Raw genomic sequence first — 18,477 nt, 5'->3', positions numbered from 1 at the left:
CTCTCCTTGTTTAGTAATGTTCCGGTTTCAATATCTATATATTACCAACTACTTAAGTACCGCAAAACGTTTGATAAGGACAAGCATCTGGTGCAGGTGGTGAAGTATACTCAACTTGTTCTTCTGAATACGCGAACGGATTCGCAAGAACAAGAAGCAATCGCTCCATTACACTGAAATCCCCTTTTACCGCCGCCTCAAGTGCTTCCTCCACACGATGATTGCGAGGAATAATTGCCGGATTGCTGTTCTTCATTAATTGCTGAGAATCAGTTATGGATTGCGGTTGTCTGCCCAATCTTGCTTGCCATTGTTCATGCCACTCCGCATACTCCGATGAGCTAAACAACGCCGAAGCTTCTGGTTGTTGCAACGTTAAAGCACGGAACGTATTCGTGAAATCCGCTTCGTACTTTTTCATCATGCTGAGAAGGCCTTCAATTAGAGATGAATCTTCTAACTCTTCATTAAAAATACCCAACTTCGCTCTCATGCCTTCCAGCCAATTTACATGATACAGCTCAATGAAGTCTGCTATCGCATCTTCAGCCATTGCAATGGCCTGCTCCTCATCGTCATGAATAAGCGGCAGCAGTGCTTCCGCCAATCTCGCTAGATTCCAAGCGCCAATACGTGGCTGATTGCCATAGGCGTAGCGTCCATCCCTGTCAATGGAGCTAAACACTGTTGCCGGATCATAGCGATCCATAAAGGCACACGGTCCGTAATCAATCGTTTCCCCGCTAATCGCCATATTGTCGGTATTCATTACCCCGTGAATGAAGCCAACAAGCTGCCATTTCGCAATCAATGCTGCCTGACGCTTAATCACTTCATGCAGCAGCGCCAGATAGCGGTTCTCATGATCGTAAACTTCCGGATAGTGTCTTTGAATGCTGTAATCAGCAAGTGCTCGAATATCTTCAACCGATCCGAATTTTGCTGCAAATTGAAACGTCCCAACGCGTATATGACTGGCAGCAACACGAGTCAAAACTGCACCTGGCAGCTCAGTTTCACGGTAGATGGGCTCTCCAGTAGTCACAACTGCTAGACTGCGAGTCGTGGAAATTCCCAGCGCATGCATCGCTTCGCTAATGATATACTCGCGCAGCATCGGCCCAAGTGCCGCTCGACCATCTCCGCCGCGAGAATAGGGTGTTCTGCCTGAACCTTTCAGCTGAATATCGAATCGTTCACCTTGAGGGGTGATGTGTTCACCGATGAGCAGCGCACGCCCATCCCCTAACCGATTAAAATGTCCGAACTGATGGCCCGCATAGGCTTGAGCCAATGGCGCAGCTCCCTCAGGAATGTGATTACCTGCAAACACAGCGACTCCTTCTTCACCTTGCAGCGCTTGGGCGTTCAATCCTAGTGATGCTGCCAACGGCATGTTGAAAATGATTATTTCTGGTGCATGAACAGCCGTGGGTCCCTGTGCTGTAAAAAATAGTTGAGGAAGGTGCGTATAACTGTTGTCGAACTTCCAGCCTGGTTCTATTACTTCGTTGTTATCTATCATCGTATCTCCTTTATTGATTGTGGCTTATGTATTCCTTGTTTCTTTCGTTTGACTCTTAATATATCTGATTCTGAATCGTATATCATGTATGTTCCTTAATCAACATTTCTAAGTTGAGTTAGTGTTTGCTGCCTTTACTTTATTATACGATTATGATGGTGTACATCTACATGTTAATCTCATATTTACCTGCTTTGCCAACCACTAAGTTGCTTACGTAATAGAGACCTGAATCTCCTATTCCTCTCTTGCTGGAGCTAGCCACAACTGCTTAGAGCTGACGCTGATGCAACTTGAGATCGGATCGCAACTATGCATTTCGCACATATTCCTCAGGTGATCGGCCTATAAACGCCTTAAAATCACGTATGAAATGAGACTGATCGTAATACCCAAGATCGAGCGAAAACTTCGACCAATCCGTTGCTTCTCCCGCCTCCATAGAGGCAGCCGCTTCATGCAGCCGATACTGCTATGACCCATTTAGGAGAGACCCCTACATAGCAATCAAATAAACGCTGCAGTTTGCGGATATGAATGCCCGTTCGCTGCACGACATCGTCTACTTTCATAATCGTCCGATCCGATTGAATGTTAGCCACCACTTCACCTACGAACAATATATCTGGATCAACTTCCGGAAGTCGTTCGATCACCGCTGCTAACATCGACTCCACCAACTGCACAGCTGATTCTACCAATTCCATTGGACTTAAACTTCACTCCGACAACCCAGCCATGATCCTCAATTAGACGCGTTGAGGTCGTTCTGGAAACTCCGTATATACGAGCTATATCTCGCTCCACGATAAGATTTACATTAGGATGGGACAGTACCGTTTGAGGATATGGAGCTTTTCCACGCACATCCCACTGCACCACCCAATAATGCTGTACGAAGGCGGTTAGTTTAGGAGAAGGATGAAATCTTGTTAGTGCATACGTCTGATCTCCTGTTTAGGCATTAAGAATTCCTTTAGGTAACCGTCCAGGTATGATTTCCAATGTCCGTTCCTCCTAACAAGATGGTCAACGACTATCAGACAAACCTGTCGCTTTTTCATTGAACAAACGTTACCCAATTGTTGAACATCACATAAGTCTTTGTCGTTTGTTAACTTCAATCGTAATGAACTCAGGTAAATAGCTGGGAGTACATCCTTTTGCTACTATTTCATCTTTGTATAGACCCGTTTTCTCACCAAGTTTAATACAACGTGCACGATTCTTTTCATCATAAACGCCTATCCAGCCTGCGGTGAAATTCATAGCCCATTGAACTTCCGGTTCTTCCTGCGTAATATTAGCTTCTAATGTAGATAGTAAGTCTGCGGTGTTATCAGGTGGTGTTTGTCCAGTCCATCTCAATCTCGCTTGATAATACCAGAAGGCTCGCCTTTGAAGAGCAGAAGGGCTATTTCCCCATGACTCCATCAATGCAATTGTCTTCTTGTCTTTGGAGAGCTGATTAGCCATTAACCAATCCATTAAGTTATTTCGCTCATCAAAAGTGTGAGTCTGCATATCCTTATCAAGCTTATTTAACACTTCTTGTGAAAGAAGTTTTTTATCCATAATTAAGATTGCTAATAGTCTGGGCAAAAACTCTTCGGTTGACCAAAGTTCCATAGCTAGTTCGTGATCTTTTTTAATGTCCTTTGCGATTTTTCGTAAGTCGCCTAGCTTAGTTTTACTATTGATCTGAGATAGAATGTTTTCTGCTTTTGAAGAACGTTCTATTTCTGCACCTTTATTTTCATTCATTTTATACAACTCCTTTATTAAAGCCCTGTTTCATAATATGTCCTCAGATTCGACTGTTTCACACGGAATCCCTCGGAATCCCTCCTTGATAACAATATTACCGCATATTGGGGGTTACCCTCATCTCATAGCACTTTTAACTAATCTGCCCGTTGAGCGATGCTTTCAGTCTACTACTTTATTATCTCGGTTTATCAAGAGCTAAATATAAAAAAGTCAGATATAATAAAGGGTTCCGCATATTAGTCATGAATAATATGTGGAACCCCTCTTTATATTTAACTATCGTCTCCCGTTAGCTCTCAATAGTCTTATCTTTTAATTAGAGTCGCTGCTTATAGTGGTTGTGAGGCTTGCCGAACACCTAACGCAGTGACGTCCCGACGGGCTTAGGGGCTGGATGTGGTCACTCGCTTCTCAGAGTAACCCGGAGCGTCAATATGGTGTTAGCCGAAGGAAGTTCTGGAAGCAGCCATTGCATTTAAGGCGTTCTCAAAATAGCTATATACTTCATCTGCAATTCCCAGAAACTCTTCAACAAGTACATTACTATCCAAGTAACAAGCATACAGATAATCAACTAAAGCGGAGTCAATCTCACAATAGTTTAATATGGCATTCTTCATCTTAATAATGTCATCTTGCCATATACCTTCATCTTCTAAAACCAAAGAGTATAATGCACGAATTAATCTCTTAGAGTAACCTTTAATATATCTAGTTTTCATTGCGTTATCACTAGCATTAGAAAGTAAACTATGTATACGATCTACTTCCTCCTTGGTCTCTGTATTTAAGTCTAAAATGAACTCTGGAGAAATAATTATCGGTGGTACTTTTTCACCAACGTCATGACCATATATGCAAACACAAATTATCTTTACCCAAAAACCCCACTCATTTGGTCTACTTAATACATCGTCAATCGAGCAAATTATCGTATCAATCTTAGTTAATACTGGATATTCTTCCAAAAGCCTGTCTTTAATATTTGACAATCTTTCGTAATCAATATCTTTGGGATTTACACATACAATAGTAAAGTCTGCATCTGACTTAAAAGGTTTAGCAGTTCCTTTTGGAATCGAGCCACACATATAAATGCTATGAATCTTACCTTTAAATTCGGTAAGTATATTATCTATATACTTATCAACAAAATCCTTATATTCACTTTGTATTACAATTCTATTTATAACTTTTTCTAATATCATATAGACTCCTCCTAAACTAAGAACTTCTTTCGGCTAACGTCTTTTTGCGAACTTCGTAAATTCGTCATGACTTAAGTTATTCGCGAAACCATTCAACTATCCTGCCAGTTAGTTGAGCAAAGAACCGCAATATGACTGTTTCTTCGGTATTTCAACTTGTTGCTCAAGTATCCTACCTAGTTCAGCTCAAGCACGAGAGGGAAGAGCATTGTGTCAGATCTTTTGATAGACCTCCGCATACGAAAACTTAAGTTGTTCTCGCAATTGTTTATTTTCTTCCTCGAGCTTCTATGTAAGCCCTTGTAGTAGTATGAGTATTCCTCTCTCTCTCTCTAACGGTCGCCACTGACGTTATTAACGCGAATTCGATCAATTTCTAGTTTTAACGGTCGTGAGCGCGCTTATTTTAGCATTGATAGTGAATGATATCGCTACCAATAACAAATAAGCTCGCTGGCAACCGTTACATTTCAAAATGAGTAAATTACCATCAAATAGCCTCTGTGACAACCGTTAGCATTAAAATGATAGAAGTGCGAAGTGTATCTACTTTCACTATATAACCCCACAAAAATACTCCCCTCTAGTTACAAATAAAAGGGAGCATTCTTGCACTTTTTTGTTATTTTTGTTACCTCCTTCTACCCCTTATAATTATCCTGCCAATGCAGTAGTCGACTTTCCAAAGCCCTCACCACCGAGTCCGACAACTTCCCTACCGCTGCAAACAGTAAAATACCTAGAAAAATCACTTCTGTCCGCATAAACGAACGAGCTTCTTGAATGAGATAACCAACTCCTGCATCTGCACCCATCAGTTCGGCCACGACCAAGCACATCCACGCAATGCTTAACGAAAGCCTTAGACCAAGCAGCACGTTGGGCAGCGCAGATGGAAGAATGAGCTTCGTCACCTGCTGAACACGGCTGAACTCAAGCACACGCGTGACATCAAACAGCTTGCTATCTACATTACGAGCCCCAAGAAAGGTGTTCACATACATCGGGAAAAATGCACCCAAGGAGATAAGCAGCACCTTCGACAACTCACCAAATCCGAACCATAAAATAAACAATGGCGTGATCGCTAGCAGCGGAATGGCACGCAGCATTTGCACGGTTGGATTAATATACTGCTCTGCCCGCTGGAACATCCCTACGAATAAACCAATTAATAGACCACCAACTCCGCCGATGGTGAAGCCCAGCAGTGCTCGGACAATACTTATTTTCAAATGATGAAACAGCTCTCCTGAGGCAATCATTTCGATAAAGGTCTGAAAAATGAGCGATGGTGGTGGAAACAATTGCGACGGAATAATTTCATTGATGCTAAGAATCTGCCAAGTTAACAGAACCGAAACAGGCAGCAAACCTCCACGGAAAATAGAGAGATTCAGCTTAGATTTCTTCTCTTTTTGGCTGCTCCACGATGGGCGGTCAGATATAGGGTTTGCGGCAGGAATAGCATGGTTAGACGTTTTGCTCATCGGTATCGACGCTCCATTCTGCTTACGTTATATTTGCCAATCCTGTTTATCGATTGTTTCATGCTCCAACAGAGCGATCAGTTTCGCCCTTAGCTCTTGAAAAGCTTTGCCTGAGCGCTTGCGTGGATAAGGCAGATCAATCGGGATGTTTGCCTTAATTCTGCCGGGCTTCGTATCCAGCACAATAACCCGATTCGATAAAAATAACGATTCATCGATATCATGAGTGACGAGCACCATAGTCGTGCGATTGCTTCTCCAAATATCCAGCAAGGCTTCCTGCATATGATTGCGGGTAAAGGCATCTAATGCACCAAATGGCTCATCCAGCAGCAGAACCTTTGGATTCCGCAGCAATGCCCGTGCGATGGCAACACGCTGTGACATACCGCCAGAGAGCTGCTTCGGATAACTTTTTTCAAAACCATTCAGCTTTACTAGCGAGATTAACTCATCTACTTTCTGTCTAATAGAGGCATTTTTAAGCGAGAGCTCAGACGCTATATTTTGCTCCACCGTCAGCCACGGAAACAAGCGATGTTCTTGAAAAATAAATCCTTTCTCTTGAGAAGGAGCTTTCACTGGCTCGCCCTCAAGCTGTACCTCTCCTGTATAATCAACATCAAGGCCGGCGATGATTTTGAGCAACGTGCTTTTGCCGCAGCCGCTCGGCCCAATTAACGTTATAAATTCACCTGTTTCAATCGTTAAATGAATTTGATCCAGCACATGTGTCGCATAATCTGACGAGTAGAACGTCTTATTCAACTCCGTCAATTCCAGCATCGTATTCGCCATACTGCCTTCCTCCCTGTTTATAAAAATAAAAAGAGACTCACCAATAGAAACGCCGTATTTCAGGCTTGTTCCTTGATGAATCTCTAGACGTCTAGTCGACTCGGCAAATATTCAATTCTGACCGTATATAGCCAGCTTGTTTTCAAGAGATTGTAGCACCGCAATACCCCACTGTCAATATCCTTGTATTATAATCGGATTAATTTGAATTAATTATTGACACGCCCACATTCAGTTGGTATCATTTCCCTATTCAAAGATAGACTGACTAATTAGTTACCTAGTGAAAACGATAACGATAATAGTAATGAATCCACTGGACGACCAGAGATTCAACGTACATGTTAGTGAACATGTGTGTTGGATCTTTTTTTGTTTTCCTCACTTCGTACTAACTAGAAAGGTCAAACTCGTCTGTTACCTACTAAACGATTAGGAGTGATTATGATGACACAGCAAATCGATATTATTGAAACGTTATCCCGTGACTACTTCCCTCAGCGACACAAAGTATCCGGTGCACGCAAGCTGCATCGCCTTCCAGAAGGGCAAGTGAGTTCCCCATACACCTTATTTCACATAAAGCCACTAGGCCCGCTTATTGGTGCAGAAATAGAAGGAGTTGATTTGCGCAATCCGCTTACTCCAGAAGTGAAAAACGAGCTAAACCGTGCTCTGCTTGAGTGGAAGGTACTCTTTTTCCGCAATCAGGACATTACAAGTGAGCAGCATGTTGCATTTGCGAAACATTGGGGCGAATTGGAAACCCATCCTTTCCTGCCGCAAGGTGATCAGGAAGCAATTGCTCGATTTGCAAAAGATGAGAAAGTAACCGGGATGGAAAACATATGGCATACCGATGTCACATGGCGCCTCAACCCTGCACTTGGTGCTGTGCTCCGCATGGTGGAAGCCCCTACATATGGCGGAGATACACTGTGGGCAGATACGGCCGCTGCCTATGATAATTTGCCTGATGACATTAAGGAGAAAATTGACGGACTTACAGCCATTCATGATTTCACCCCGTCTTTCGGGCGTCGCCTTTCTTCTGAATTGTTGGCCATTAAACAAGACGAGTATCCTGCTGCTGAGCATCCGATTGTACGCATACACCCAGAAACAGGCCGCAAAACGTTATTCCTCAATGCAGCATTCACCATACGAATTGTCGGCTTGGAACCTGAAGAAAGTGAACAACTGCTCCAATATTTATTCCAGCAGGCTCATATACCTGAATATCAAATTCGCTATACATGGGAAGCAAATACGATTGCATTTTGGGATAACCGAGCCACACAGCATTATGCCGTATCAGACTATTTCCCGAATCGTCGCGTCGTAGAAAGAGTCTCTATTGTTGGTGACGTACCTTATTAAGCGCAAAATTCGAAGTGAGAAATGGAAACGGAGATGCCGCCTATGAAAAAATCTAAGCAAACTAAAGCTGCCTATGTCATCAGTTTCGCAGTGCTTCTTCTTATACTCGCGGCTGGCTGCTCAGATACCGGCGGCAATAAGGCTAGTTCTACAGCTGCTGATGGTACAGCAGCTCAGGAGAAAATCAAGGTCAATGTAGCCATCAATGGGAGCCTCAACGCGCTTGTCATTTTAAAAAATAAAGGTTGGCTGGAAGAGGAATTTAAAGCGTTGAATGCAGAAGTCGTATGGAGTGAATTTTCCAATGGCCCTCCTATACTCGAATCATTGTCTGCGAAACGTGTAGATCTATCTCTTCTCGGAGATGGAGCGACGATTAGCGGAGCATCGGCTGGGTTGCCTTTTCAAGTTATCGCCTTACTGTCCAAAGGAGCCAAGTTCAACGCCGTTCTCGTTCCTCCAGATAGTCCCATTCAAAGCGTAAAAGACTTAAAAGGAAAGAAAGTTGGACTCGCCAAAGGTACAACGGCACACGTCTATCTTCTAAAAGTACTCGCTAAATACGGTCTATCTATCGATGATGTCCAACTTATTAACTTGCAGCCAGATGATGGTGCAGCTGCGTTTGCCAGCGGACAATTGGATGCATGGGGAACTTGGGACCCCCATATTACGAATTTAACCAAAACAAATAAGGCGCGTACGATCGCCTGGGACGAAGACAACATATTGGCCCCTTCCTCCTTGATCGGCCGCACCGAGTTTCTTAACGAGCATCCCGAGGTCGTTACTGCTTTCTTAAAGTCATACAAGAGAGCTATTGACTGGATGAATGCGAATCAAGATGAAACGGCTAAAATCTTCGCTAATCGAGTGAAAATACCGCAAGATATTATGAAATCTCTCGTTGCGAATTTATCCTTTACCGTGTCTGGATATACAGCCGAAGTACTGCAAGCCCAACAGCAGTCTGCTGATCAATTGCTAGAGCATGGCTTTATTAAGAAGAAGCTAGACTTCCAGTCCGTTGTAAATAATGAATGGATTGAAAAGGTTGTTAAATAAATTGCACCACTTCCCCACTCTATCAGTACTCACACTCCCCATTATGGTAGAAAATAAACAAACCCCTCATGAAATAACCAACTGCCGTCCCCATCGGTAGTTGGTTGTTTATTTTTATTGGACGATGAACTTAGTTATACTTATACATTAGTAGGTTTTGTAGAAACGAACGGACTTAAAAGCGGTTCCAGCTGATTTTTCCATACCCACTGAGGACTAAACTGCTGCCGTACCAACGTTTTGGCATGGATGACGGAATCGTTTTGCATCCTATCGACAATTTTTGCTGCATGTTCCTGTAAATAAACCTTCTCGGTCTGAGGATAGAATTCGGTTGTATGAAACCCAAAGTTGTGAGGATCCCACCTTATCAAATAGGCCCCCAGTTTCTTTCCCAGTTCCTCAAGAGCGGGTACACTCTCATTGACAACAAGAAAATTGCCTCTGCTGGCTGCTTCCAGTAGGATAAGTGGCAATGCTTCGGAAGACGATGGAAAAACGAACAAATTCGACAGTGTAAAAAGCTCCAAGACCCCCTTTCTTGGAAATCCCTTTTCAAAACCGATATCCGAAGTAAAAACAATATCATCGACGTTCAGTCCAGCTTCATAGCCTGTCAGTTGAATCAAGGGCTTATAGCTTTTCGGATCAGTTTCATTGGACGGAAAATCACAAAAAAGAACGGTAACGTTTCTCCGAGTCAACTCTTTGATTGCACCGCAGAAAGAAGCCACTTTTTCAAGCTGTTTTCCCGAGGATAAACGGGCAGGATAGACGACGAGATAATCAGGAGAAAGCAAATCGACTTTTTGGGCTACCGTTCGTACCTCATCGCTGCAGAAAGCAAGAAAATCGAGGCTATTGTTGACAACCTGGCACATCTCTTCAGGCACATCATACTGCTTGGCTAAAGCGGGGATTCCTGAGGCTGTAGGATACACATAAGTCGTATTGGGCATTGGCGTAAACCGGGCAGAAAACGGCCAATCCGTTTTCTGCGGAGTTGCAGGAAACGAATGGGTAAAAGCGATAAAACGCACGTCGGGCAACTGTTGCTGTGCCGTCCTGACAGCGACATTCTGAAGAAGAAACTCCCCCAGGTAAAGAATATCGTGCATGAAACAAACGTCTACATCTGACAGATTCCGTACAAGATCATGTGCCATGACGTCTGCTTCTTCATAAAAGCCATCGCGAATCTTGCCGTTCTCCATAATATTGAGGTTCCGTTTGTTTGTAATTTTCACCCATTCAATCCTTTCATCCAGAAAAACCCCAACTTTCTCTTCGCAAGAAAAGTGCTCAGAGACCAGTAACTTGGTCGCGATATGTGCATCCAGAAGCATTCGTAGTTGTTCGGCGACGACATTGACCACAGAATACGTACTGCTTAATCCAGTAAACATCGTCAATATGGCAACTTTCAAAAGACTAGTCCCCTTTCACATGAAGGAATCCTCTTAATCATACGACCGCTCGCGGAACCATAATGTCGCGATCCATTTCTCCCCTTCTACTACCGGGTGCCCGCCATGCATGGAAAACGGGTGAGCTTCGGACGAATCGTTCTTGCAATTCTGAAACACAAGCAAATCCCCTCTTACCGGTGGCAAATGCAAGTTAAGAAACGGGAAAAAGGTTTCTCCGCCTAGCTGTACCGAGTTTAAGTACAGGATAGCCGTATACAACCGTTGACCTGCCGTTTGCAAACTTTGTTGACCCGTAGTGGAAACCGGGTCGAACGTATCGTAATGGGGATCGAATTTTCCGCCGAACGGATATCTAACGATTTGAACCGGCTCGGCTCTGCTGAGTGGTTGGCACACGATGTCCGCAATGCGGCTTGTCACTCTTCGGACGATCTCGGATGAAGCGTGCTCGAAAGACGCTTGCTCCGATATTCGGGATTGGGATAAACCTACCGCATTGTGACTTGCGACAACGGATGGGACTAATTTCCCTGTCGCCAAATCAATCAATTGTTGGCACTCATCGGCAGATGCGACATTCTTATAGTAAGAAATTAGCGGGTCCTGATGATACACGATGCTCGATTGCAACAAACAGATCTCCCCCTCGTTCCCAAATTAGATAGGTTCTTTGTATAACACGAATCTTCTCCCTACTCACGACATAAAGCCAAGCCATTCCAACATAATTATGTGTCGATGATGATTTATGGTCAACTTTTTGCCACGCACCCTTAATTATTCATATTCTTCTTCCTATCGATTGAAAACACCTATTTTACGAAAGGAGGTTATGTAGTGCCATTTATTCTTCGATTTTCCGGTAACGATACGGGTGCAATTACATTTACGGGCAATACGCTCGGGCTATCCGGCTTGAATGGCGTAGCCGGAACGCAAGACTTTATCGGCGCGCTTGTCACGACGAATACTTCTCTTCAAGTTGGAGACTTCCCGCCGGGTACGACTAACGATTTCAATTTAGACAATTCTAGCGCCATTCTACGCTTGCCCGCGGGAACAACGACAATTTTATATGCGGAGCTCATATGGGCAGGAACGTATTCGGTTCTAAACGGCACGACCGATTTTTTCCCATTTATCGACAAGTCCGTATCCGTAACAACACCGCTAGGTACCACCGTCAGCGTCGCTCCAGACCCGGCTACGGCACAGCTTCTTTCCATCAACGGGAACAACAACTATTTCCGTTCCGCTAACGTCACTTCAATCATTCAGACGGGTGGTGCTGGTACTTATACGGTAGGAGGGATCGTCGGCAACACCGAAAACGTCTCAACTTCTTCGGGCAACCATTGCGGCTGGACGCTATGCGTCGTGTACAAGAATACCACCTTGCCGTTCCGCAATCTGAGCTTGAACGTTGGCATCGTCGATATCGAGTTTGCGAGCACGCCTTCGGTCGACACGACCATTACGGGATTCAGCACGCCAATCACTGGACCTGTTACGGGGAGGATGCAGCTTTGCGCCGGTGACGGGGATGCCAACAAATCGGGAGATCAAGTGCTGTTCGGACCTAACCCGGCTAGCTTGACCTTCCTCTCTGGCCCAAGGAACTTCCAGAACAACTTTTTTGCTTCGCAAATTTGCGACGATAGCGGAAATTTGGATACAACAGGCACATTCGGTACGCGCAATATGCTCCTAGGAGCCCCGGGGGCCAACGTCGTCGCTGGGCGGCAGGGCTGGGATATTACGAATGTCAACATTTCGGGGACGCTAACGAACAATCAGACATCTGCTACCTTACAGTTAAGAACGACAGGTGACGGCTATAGCGTATATGCGGTCGGCATCTATTTCGACATCAACGCCCCAAAAATCGTCGTCAATAAATTCATAGGTTCCTTTGTACCATCCATAATTACCGGTAGTGATCTAACCATCATCGCAGGGACAGCCGTCGTTGGACAGACGTTAACTTACACCGTCGTCGTAAGTAATACCGGAACAACCTCCGCCACTTCAACCGTCATCGTCGACCCGCTGCCCAACAACACGGTATTTGTTCCGGGAAGCGTCACAATCAACGGCGCGCCGTCGGGCGCGGACCCTACGGTTGGCGTTCCCGTCGGTACGCTCGCTCCGAGCACGTCGGTTGTCGTAACTTTTTCTGTGACCATCGTGTCATTGCCTCCGGACGGATTAGCATGCAATCAGGCTACGGCATTTTTCCAGTATCAGAGCGCTGCGGGCGGTCCCATATTAAACGGCAGTATACCGTCCAGCGAGATCTGTGTTCAGGTATCACCGGCAACTATTGCATTTACGAAGTCGGCCAATCCACTGTCCGGCGTCCCTGGTGATACGATTACGTATACGTTTACGGTGACGAACACGAGCACGGTGACGCTCACGAACGTGCAAGTGAATGACCCACTGCTTGGTTTATTTGTGCTGCTTAATATGCCGCCGGGAGACGTCGTCACATTTGATGTTGATTTTGTCATCCCGCCAGGTACGCCGGCCGGCACCCTCATTAACAACACGGCTACGGTCACTTCGGATCAAACGCTGCCCAAAGACGCTTCAGCACAAGTATTGGTACTTCCGAGCTTCAGTCTCGCCGTTGCGAAAGTGGCGGATCGGGTTTCCGTCGCAGCCGGGGATATCGTCACGTATACGCTGACCGTAACGAACACGTCCAATGCTCCGCTCACCAATGTTACCGTGACAGACGATCTGCTCGGTTTTTCGCAAGTGATCCCCTCACTAGACGCTGGGGCGTCACAATCGTTTACCGTTCCATTTACCGTACCTCTGGGAACGCTGGCCGGCACCGTGTTTACAAACGTGACGGCCGCAACATCTAATGAAACGGGGCCTGCAAACGATTCTGCAACGATCATCGTCACACCCGTTCCGAATCTGGTCATTTTCAAAACCGTTTCGCCGCAGACGGCTGCACCAGGAGATACCGTCACTTACAAGCTCACGGCCACAAATGCTGGCAATCAGACGCTTACCAACGTGCGAATTGTCGATCCGACGTTAGGCATCGATCAAAGGTTCGATGCCGTGAATCCGGGTGACTCGGTCGTTGTCACGATACCGTTTATAATCCCTTTAACCGCCATGCAAGGAGACTCACTCGTTAACGTCGCAACCGTTACATCCGATCAGACGGGACCAACGCAAGCGGATGCCGTCGTGACCATAATCGGCGCTCCATCTATTACACTAACGAAGTCCGTCTCGCCGCAGCAGGCAACGGTAGGAGCTACGGTTACGTATACATTCGAGGTTACGAACACAGGCAATACGTCTTTGACGAACGTGCAGCTCACCGATCCGCTGCTTGAATTGAATCAGAACATTGGTACACTCGCAGCTGGTCAATCACAAACGGTTGACTTCCCATTTGTCATCCCAAGTGGCGCCGCCAATCCGTTCATCAATATCGCGACGGTTACAGGTACCTCTGGTTCGCAAACGGTTCAGGCAAGTGACAGCGCGTCTCTGAATCTGCTCTTCCCCGCTTTCACGCTGACGAAGAGAGTAGATCGGGCGCGGGTCAATCCGGGTGAAACAGTGAACTTCACGTTTACGATCGTCAATACGGGAGCCGTACCGTTAACCAATGTCGCCGTCTCCGATCCGTTATTGGCCTATACGAATACAATTGCTTTACTAGCACCTGGCACATCGGTTACCCAGACGATTCCATTCACCGTTCCTGCAAGTACAACGCCAGGATCGGTCATTCCAAATGTCGTGACCGTGACCCCAACAGAAACCGGGCCGCAGCAAGCGACAGCCACCGTAACGGTGAATCAGGTTCCCGCGATCTCGCTCACGAAGACGACGGATCGGGTCAATGCGCTGCCGGGTGATACGATTACTTATACAGTGATAGTAACGAATACAGGCAGCGTCCCTTTAACAAGTGTTGGTGTCAGCGACGAGCTGCTAGGACTAAACACCGTTATTCCATCGCTTGGAGTGGGTCTATCCCAGAGCTTCACGCTAACGCTCGTCGTTCCACCGGGAACACCAATCGGAACCGTTATCACGAACGTAAGCACGGCCGTCTCAGACCAGACGGAATCGGTCACTGCGACTGCCAAAGTACTGGTCAACGATGCGCCACCATCGATAACCATTGTGAAAACGCCAATTGTGCTGGCTGCTGCACCGGGAGAGACTGTCACGTATACGATTACGGTGACGAACACGGGTACGGTCGTGTTGACCAATGTACTCTTGACAGACACGACGCTTGGCATCTCGCAAGCACTAGGCACGTTCAATCCCGGCCAAAGCCAGACACTTACCTTTGACTTCATCATTCCTGCTGGCACACCAAGCGGCTCCGTCATCGTGAATACAGCCGTCGTGACCTCGGATCAGACGAATCCGGAGGAAAGCACTGCTACCATTACAGTTGATCCAGCCCCAGGACTAACCGTGACCAAAGCGCTCTCTCTAACTCAGGCCGTACCAGGCGGAAGGGTGACGGCAACCATTACGGTGAAGAATACGGGCAACGTCGACCTCACAAACGTCGTCATCACAGATGCGATCCTCAATTTCAGTTCTGTGATTCCATCTCTGCCTGCAGGATCGACAAGCACATTCCCAATTCCATTTACGACGCCTACTGTACCGGCAGGAACGGTCATCACGAACACAGCGACGGCGTCGTCCAACGAAACTGGCCCAACATCTGCGACGGCGACGCTCACGGTACTACCGGGGGCCCAACTTACACTGGTCAAAACTGTCTCTCCGTCCGTTGCTTTGCCGGGTGAAACGGTGACATTTACATTCGAAATTCGCAATACAACCGACACGACGTTTACGAACGTTCGATTTACTGACGAGTTAATTGGGATCGACAAGACGGTAGAATCCCTTCCTCCTGGATTTTTTGTTAACGTGTCTCGCACGTTTACGATCCCTGCGGATGCACGAGGTGATAGCGTCATTACCAATATAGCTACGCTCAGCTCTGATCAAACGACACCAATCATTGCTGTGGCTCAGGTTACCGTGGCTGAAGATCCGGAGTTGACGATCAGCAAGACGGTGTTTCCGCCAGTTGCCTTCCCTGGCGAACAAGTATTCTTCAATATGATAGGCGTTAATACCGGCAACGTACCGCTATCGAATATTCGCTATTCCGATCCGCTGCTTGGGATTAACGGAATCGTGCAATCACAGGATGTCGGCGTTGCCGTATCACTGATTGTTCCATTTACCATTCCAGCCAACGCCACGCCAGGCGAGCCGATTGTCAACACTGTTTTGCTCGACTCGGCTCAGACAGGTCCGCTAAGTACGTCCGTAACTGTCAATGTTGCAGGACTGCCGCTAACCGTTACTAAAAAAGCAGATTGCAACACCGTCTTTGTTGGGGATAAGGTTCGCTTCACGATTACGGTAGCCAATACGAGTTCGATTACGGTCACGAATGCCGTGTTGACGGACATTTTACAGACAGGTGCGAAGTTCGTCCCAGGCAGCGTAACGGTCGCAGGATGCGCCTTACCTGGAGCAAATCCAAATGCCGGTATTCCGTTAGGCAATATCGCCCCGGGTGAAACAATTAAAGTGACGTTCCAAGTGAAGCAAACTGTGCTGCCGCCTAATGAAAAGGTACAAAATCGGGCATCAGTCAGCTTCCAGTTAGACAATTCAACTCAACCGTTTACGATCGATTCCAACGTCATTAGCATCAAAGTGGAGGAACATGCGGAATAACGAAAACAACCGGCCTCTTCAAAGGCCGGTTGTTTTTTTGAATAGGATTTTTAAAAACCATCGAATCACGATGGTTTTGTCTACACATTAAAGCCCATTAATTTATAGATATTTGTTGGTAATAATCTTCTTGAAAGTGGGGACGGAGCATAAGTAACCCCTCCTCTACACTTGTATTCCTTTCCTTTGCTACATTTTCAACAATAAGATCAGTCCATGCACGTCTAGCAATTTCATTAATGTTACCCATTCCAGATATATGATACGTATTCATACCCCAGCGATATATCATCGTTTTTTGCTCACGGGGAGATTTATAAATGTTTGCATTAAAACTAAAAGTCATTGTGTAATCTTCTCCAAAACTGCTATCAGGTATTTCAATACGTGACAAGTAATTCTTTGTGTACACATTTCCAGTATTAACATTGCTATATATTCCTTTGAATTTGTTATCTACAAAAAAATAATGACCATCACTTCGATAAATTTCATAACCTGGATGAGCAATAATGTCATCCCATGTATGACTCAATGCCCTCGGTGCCAATAAATCATCATCATCAAGGCGGTATATATATTTATATTTACATTGAGAAAATCCAAATTTAAGTTTACTTCCAATGGATGTAAACATTTCTTTTACATTAACAATTCGAATTTGGGGGTGCTTAAATACATACTCAACTCTAGGGCTATCATTAATAATGACCATTTCTGATTCACCTGAAAAATCTTGACGAAGAAAAGATTCAATGGCTTCCTCTAATAAATGAGGGCGTCGATAGGTTATGGTTAACACACTAATCATCGTAAACTTTCCTCCAAACATACGATTTGCAGTATTGGATCATATATGTTAAATTAACTTGAAAATTATAGGCTAATATTGAATAATATTGCTTAGATAGTGCTAATTTAGCATTCAATTTCGGCATTATATGCAAACCAATTGAGATATGCTCCTTTTATAAGAAAAACCCCTCATTCTGTATCCATCCCTCAAAGTTACTTTCACTACACACTGCTACTTCAACGTAGAATGATAAACAAAAATGACCCGTAAGAAGGTCACCTTTTAAAGTGTCCAACTTACAGATCATCGTTCAGTATTCTATTATTTTGCAAATACATCCTTTAAATAATTCGAAACTTGTTCACGTGCTTGAAGCCCTTTATCTAGAATCCCAGCCATCCAGAAGAATCCATGGTTCATTCCCTCATAGCACTTGTACTCTACAGGAACTCCCGCTTCCTTCAGACGTTCAGCATATGCCGCACCATCGTCTCTTAAAGGATCGTATTCTGCCGTAATAATAAGTGTCGGCGTAAATTGTCCAATTCATTGTTCAATATTGGTGAAGCAATGACATTGTATCTGTCGATTTCGTAAAGCAAATAGGTTGAAGCTGTCCAGGCAATGCCCTCTGGCTAAGCAATAACCTTCAGCATTGTCACGGTATGATTGTGCCTTAAAGGTCAAAGTAAGATCGACCACTGGATACACGAGTACTTGAGCTGCTAACGAGAGATTGTTGAACTTCTGAGCCATGACGGCAACGGAAGCAGCAATATTTCCGCCAGCGCTGTCCCCACCTATTGCAATTCTTGTTTTATCTACACGAAGCATGCCACTATTTTCAGCTACCCATTGAATCGCTGCGCAGCAGTCCTCTATAGGAACTGGGAACTTATGCGCAGGAGCTAGGCGATAATACTCTACGGAAACAACGATGCTTTCAGCATCATGAGCAATGTTTTGGCACAAGATATCTACAGCATTAATATCTCCTCCTACCCAGCTGCCACCATGTAAATAAACAAAAACAGGTAATGAATCCTTTTCATTTGGCGTATACACTCGAACTTTGATTTCACCGTTATTTACAGGGACAAAAAATCTTCTACTTTTGATACGGGCTTTGCTTCCCCGTGTTCTTTCGCTGTGAGGGTATTTAAATTACCCCCTTGTTCCATAAACACTTGGACTTGTGGATCTAAAGCCATATCTTATTCCTCCTTGCACCTTGTTATCAAATATCGAG

General features: G+C 45.2%; 15 protein-coding genes and 1 pseudogene. 3 read left to right on the top strand and 13 right to left on the bottom strand.

From position 1 onward, the window contains the following. Positions 1–52: 52 nt before the first annotated feature. The 8 genes from NQ117_RS00350 to NQ117_RS00320 form a co-directional block, all read right to left on the bottom strand. A complete protein-coding gene (locus NQ117_RS00350) occupies positions 53–1,525 on the bottom strand; it encodes a protein adenylyltransferase SelO (protein ID WP_258276049.1) in 1,473 nt (490 codons plus the stop codon). Positions 1,526–1,835: 310 nt separating this feature from the next. Beyond that, positions 1,836–1,967, bottom strand: coding sequence for an AraC family transcriptional regulator (locus tag NQ117_RS00345; RefSeq protein ID WP_258276048.1), 132 nt, complete (start codon positions 1,965–1,967; stop codon positions 1,836–1,838). A 13-nt stretch (positions 1,968–1,980) separates the two neighbouring features. Beyond that, the gene (locus NQ117_RS00340; RefSeq protein WP_258276047.1) at positions 1,981–2,232 is read right to left on the bottom strand and encodes a hypothetical protein; all 252 of its coding nucleotides are present in this window, start codon (positions 2,230–2,232) and stop codon (positions 1,981–1,983) included. Then, positions 2,156–2,404, bottom strand: a complete 249-nt coding sequence (locus tag NQ117_RS23995; protein ID WP_309137869.1) for a DUF6597 domain-containing transcriptional factor — start codon at positions 2,402–2,404, stop codon at positions 2,156–2,158. The genes NQ117_RS00340 and NQ117_RS23995 overlap by 77 nt, the downstream gene beginning before the upstream one ends. Positions 2,405–2,617: 213 nt before the next feature. Further along, complete coding sequence (locus NQ117_RS00335; protein WP_258276046.1) at positions 2,618–3,289, bottom strand: DNA alkylation repair protein; 672 nt, start codon at positions 3,287–3,289, stop codon at positions 2,618–2,620. A gap of 446 nt (positions 3,290–3,735) precedes the next feature. Next, positions 3,736–4,503 carry a nucleotidyltransferase domain-containing protein gene (locus NQ117_RS00330; RefSeq protein WP_258276045.1) on the bottom strand — a complete coding sequence of 256 codons (768 nt, stop codon included), beginning with the start codon at positions 4,501–4,503 and terminating at the stop codon, positions 3,736–3,738. Positions 4,504–5,144: 641 nt separating this feature from the next. Beyond that, positions 5,145–5,993 (bottom strand): ABC transporter permease, encoded by an 849-nt coding sequence (locus NQ117_RS00325; protein ID WP_258276044.1) that lies wholly within the window; start codon positions 5,991–5,993, stop codon positions 5,145–5,147. Between the two features lie 27 nt (positions 5,994–6,020). Next, positions 6,021–6,791 (bottom strand): ABC transporter ATP-binding protein, encoded by a 771-nt coding sequence (locus NQ117_RS00320; protein ID WP_258276043.1) that lies wholly within the window; start codon positions 6,789–6,791, stop codon positions 6,021–6,023. 444 nt (positions 6,792–7,235) lie between these two features. Between NQ117_RS00320 and NQ117_RS00315 the strand changes: the two genes are divergently transcribed. Both NQ117_RS00315 and NQ117_RS00310 read left to right on the top strand, forming a co-directional pair. Beyond that, entirely contained in the window at positions 7,236–8,171 is a 936-nt protein-coding gene (locus tag NQ117_RS00315; RefSeq protein ID WP_258276042.1) for a TauD/TfdA dioxygenase family protein, read from the top strand. A 42-nt stretch (positions 8,172–8,213) separates the two neighbouring features. Then, complete coding sequence (locus NQ117_RS00310; protein ID WP_258276041.1) at positions 8,214–9,236, top strand: aliphatic sulfonate ABC transporter substrate-binding protein; 1,023 nt, start codon at positions 8,214–8,216, stop codon at positions 9,234–9,236. 140 nt (positions 9,237–9,376) lie between these two features. On the opposite strand, the gene NQ117_RS00305 is transcribed toward NQ117_RS00310, so the two are convergent. Further along, entirely contained in the window at positions 9,377–10,663 is a 1,287-nt protein-coding gene (locus NQ117_RS00305) for a glycosyltransferase (protein ID WP_258276040.1), read from the bottom strand. Positions 10,664–10,696: 33 nt separating this feature from the next. Next, positions 10,697–11,299, bottom strand: coding sequence for a prolyl hydroxylase family protein (locus NQ117_RS00300; RefSeq protein ID WP_258276039.1), 603 nt, complete (start codon positions 11,297–11,299; stop codon positions 10,697–10,699). 204 nt (positions 11,300–11,503) lie between these two features. Between NQ117_RS00300 and NQ117_RS00295 the strand changes: the two genes are divergently transcribed. Continuing rightward, positions 11,504–16,432 carry a DUF7507 domain-containing protein gene (locus tag NQ117_RS00295; RefSeq protein WP_258276038.1) on the top strand — a complete coding sequence of 1,643 codons (4,929 nt, stop codon included), beginning with the start codon at positions 11,504–11,506 and terminating at the stop codon, positions 16,430–16,432. Between the two features lie 97 nt (positions 16,433–16,529). Here NQ117_RS00295 and NQ117_RS00290 read toward each other — a convergent pair whose 3' ends face one another. The 3 genes and pseudogenes from NQ117_RS00290 to NQ117_RS00280 form a co-directional block, all read right to left on the bottom strand. Beyond that, positions 16,530–17,243, bottom strand: a complete 714-nt coding sequence (locus tag NQ117_RS00290) for a glycosyltransferase family 2 protein (RefSeq protein ID WP_258276037.1) — start codon at positions 17,241–17,243, stop codon at positions 16,530–16,532. Positions 17,244–17,549: 306 nt separating this feature from the next. Next, positions 17,550–18,293, bottom strand: a pseudogene (locus tag NQ117_RS00285) (alpha/beta hydrolase). A 23-nt stretch (positions 18,294–18,316) separates the two neighbouring features. Beyond that, a complete protein-coding gene (locus NQ117_RS00280) occupies positions 18,317–18,439 on the bottom strand; it encodes a hypothetical protein (protein WP_258276036.1) in 123 nt (40 codons plus the stop codon). Positions 18,440–18,477: the final 38 nt, after the last annotated feature.

Origin of the sequence: Paenibacillus sp. SC116 (assembly GCF_024733555.1) — a bacterium.
In the GTDB taxonomy this organism is placed as follows: domain Bacteria; phylum Bacillota; class Bacilli; order Paenibacillales; family Paenibacillaceae; genus Paenibacillus_B.
This window is presented reverse-complemented; position numbering and strand designations above follow the sequence as displayed.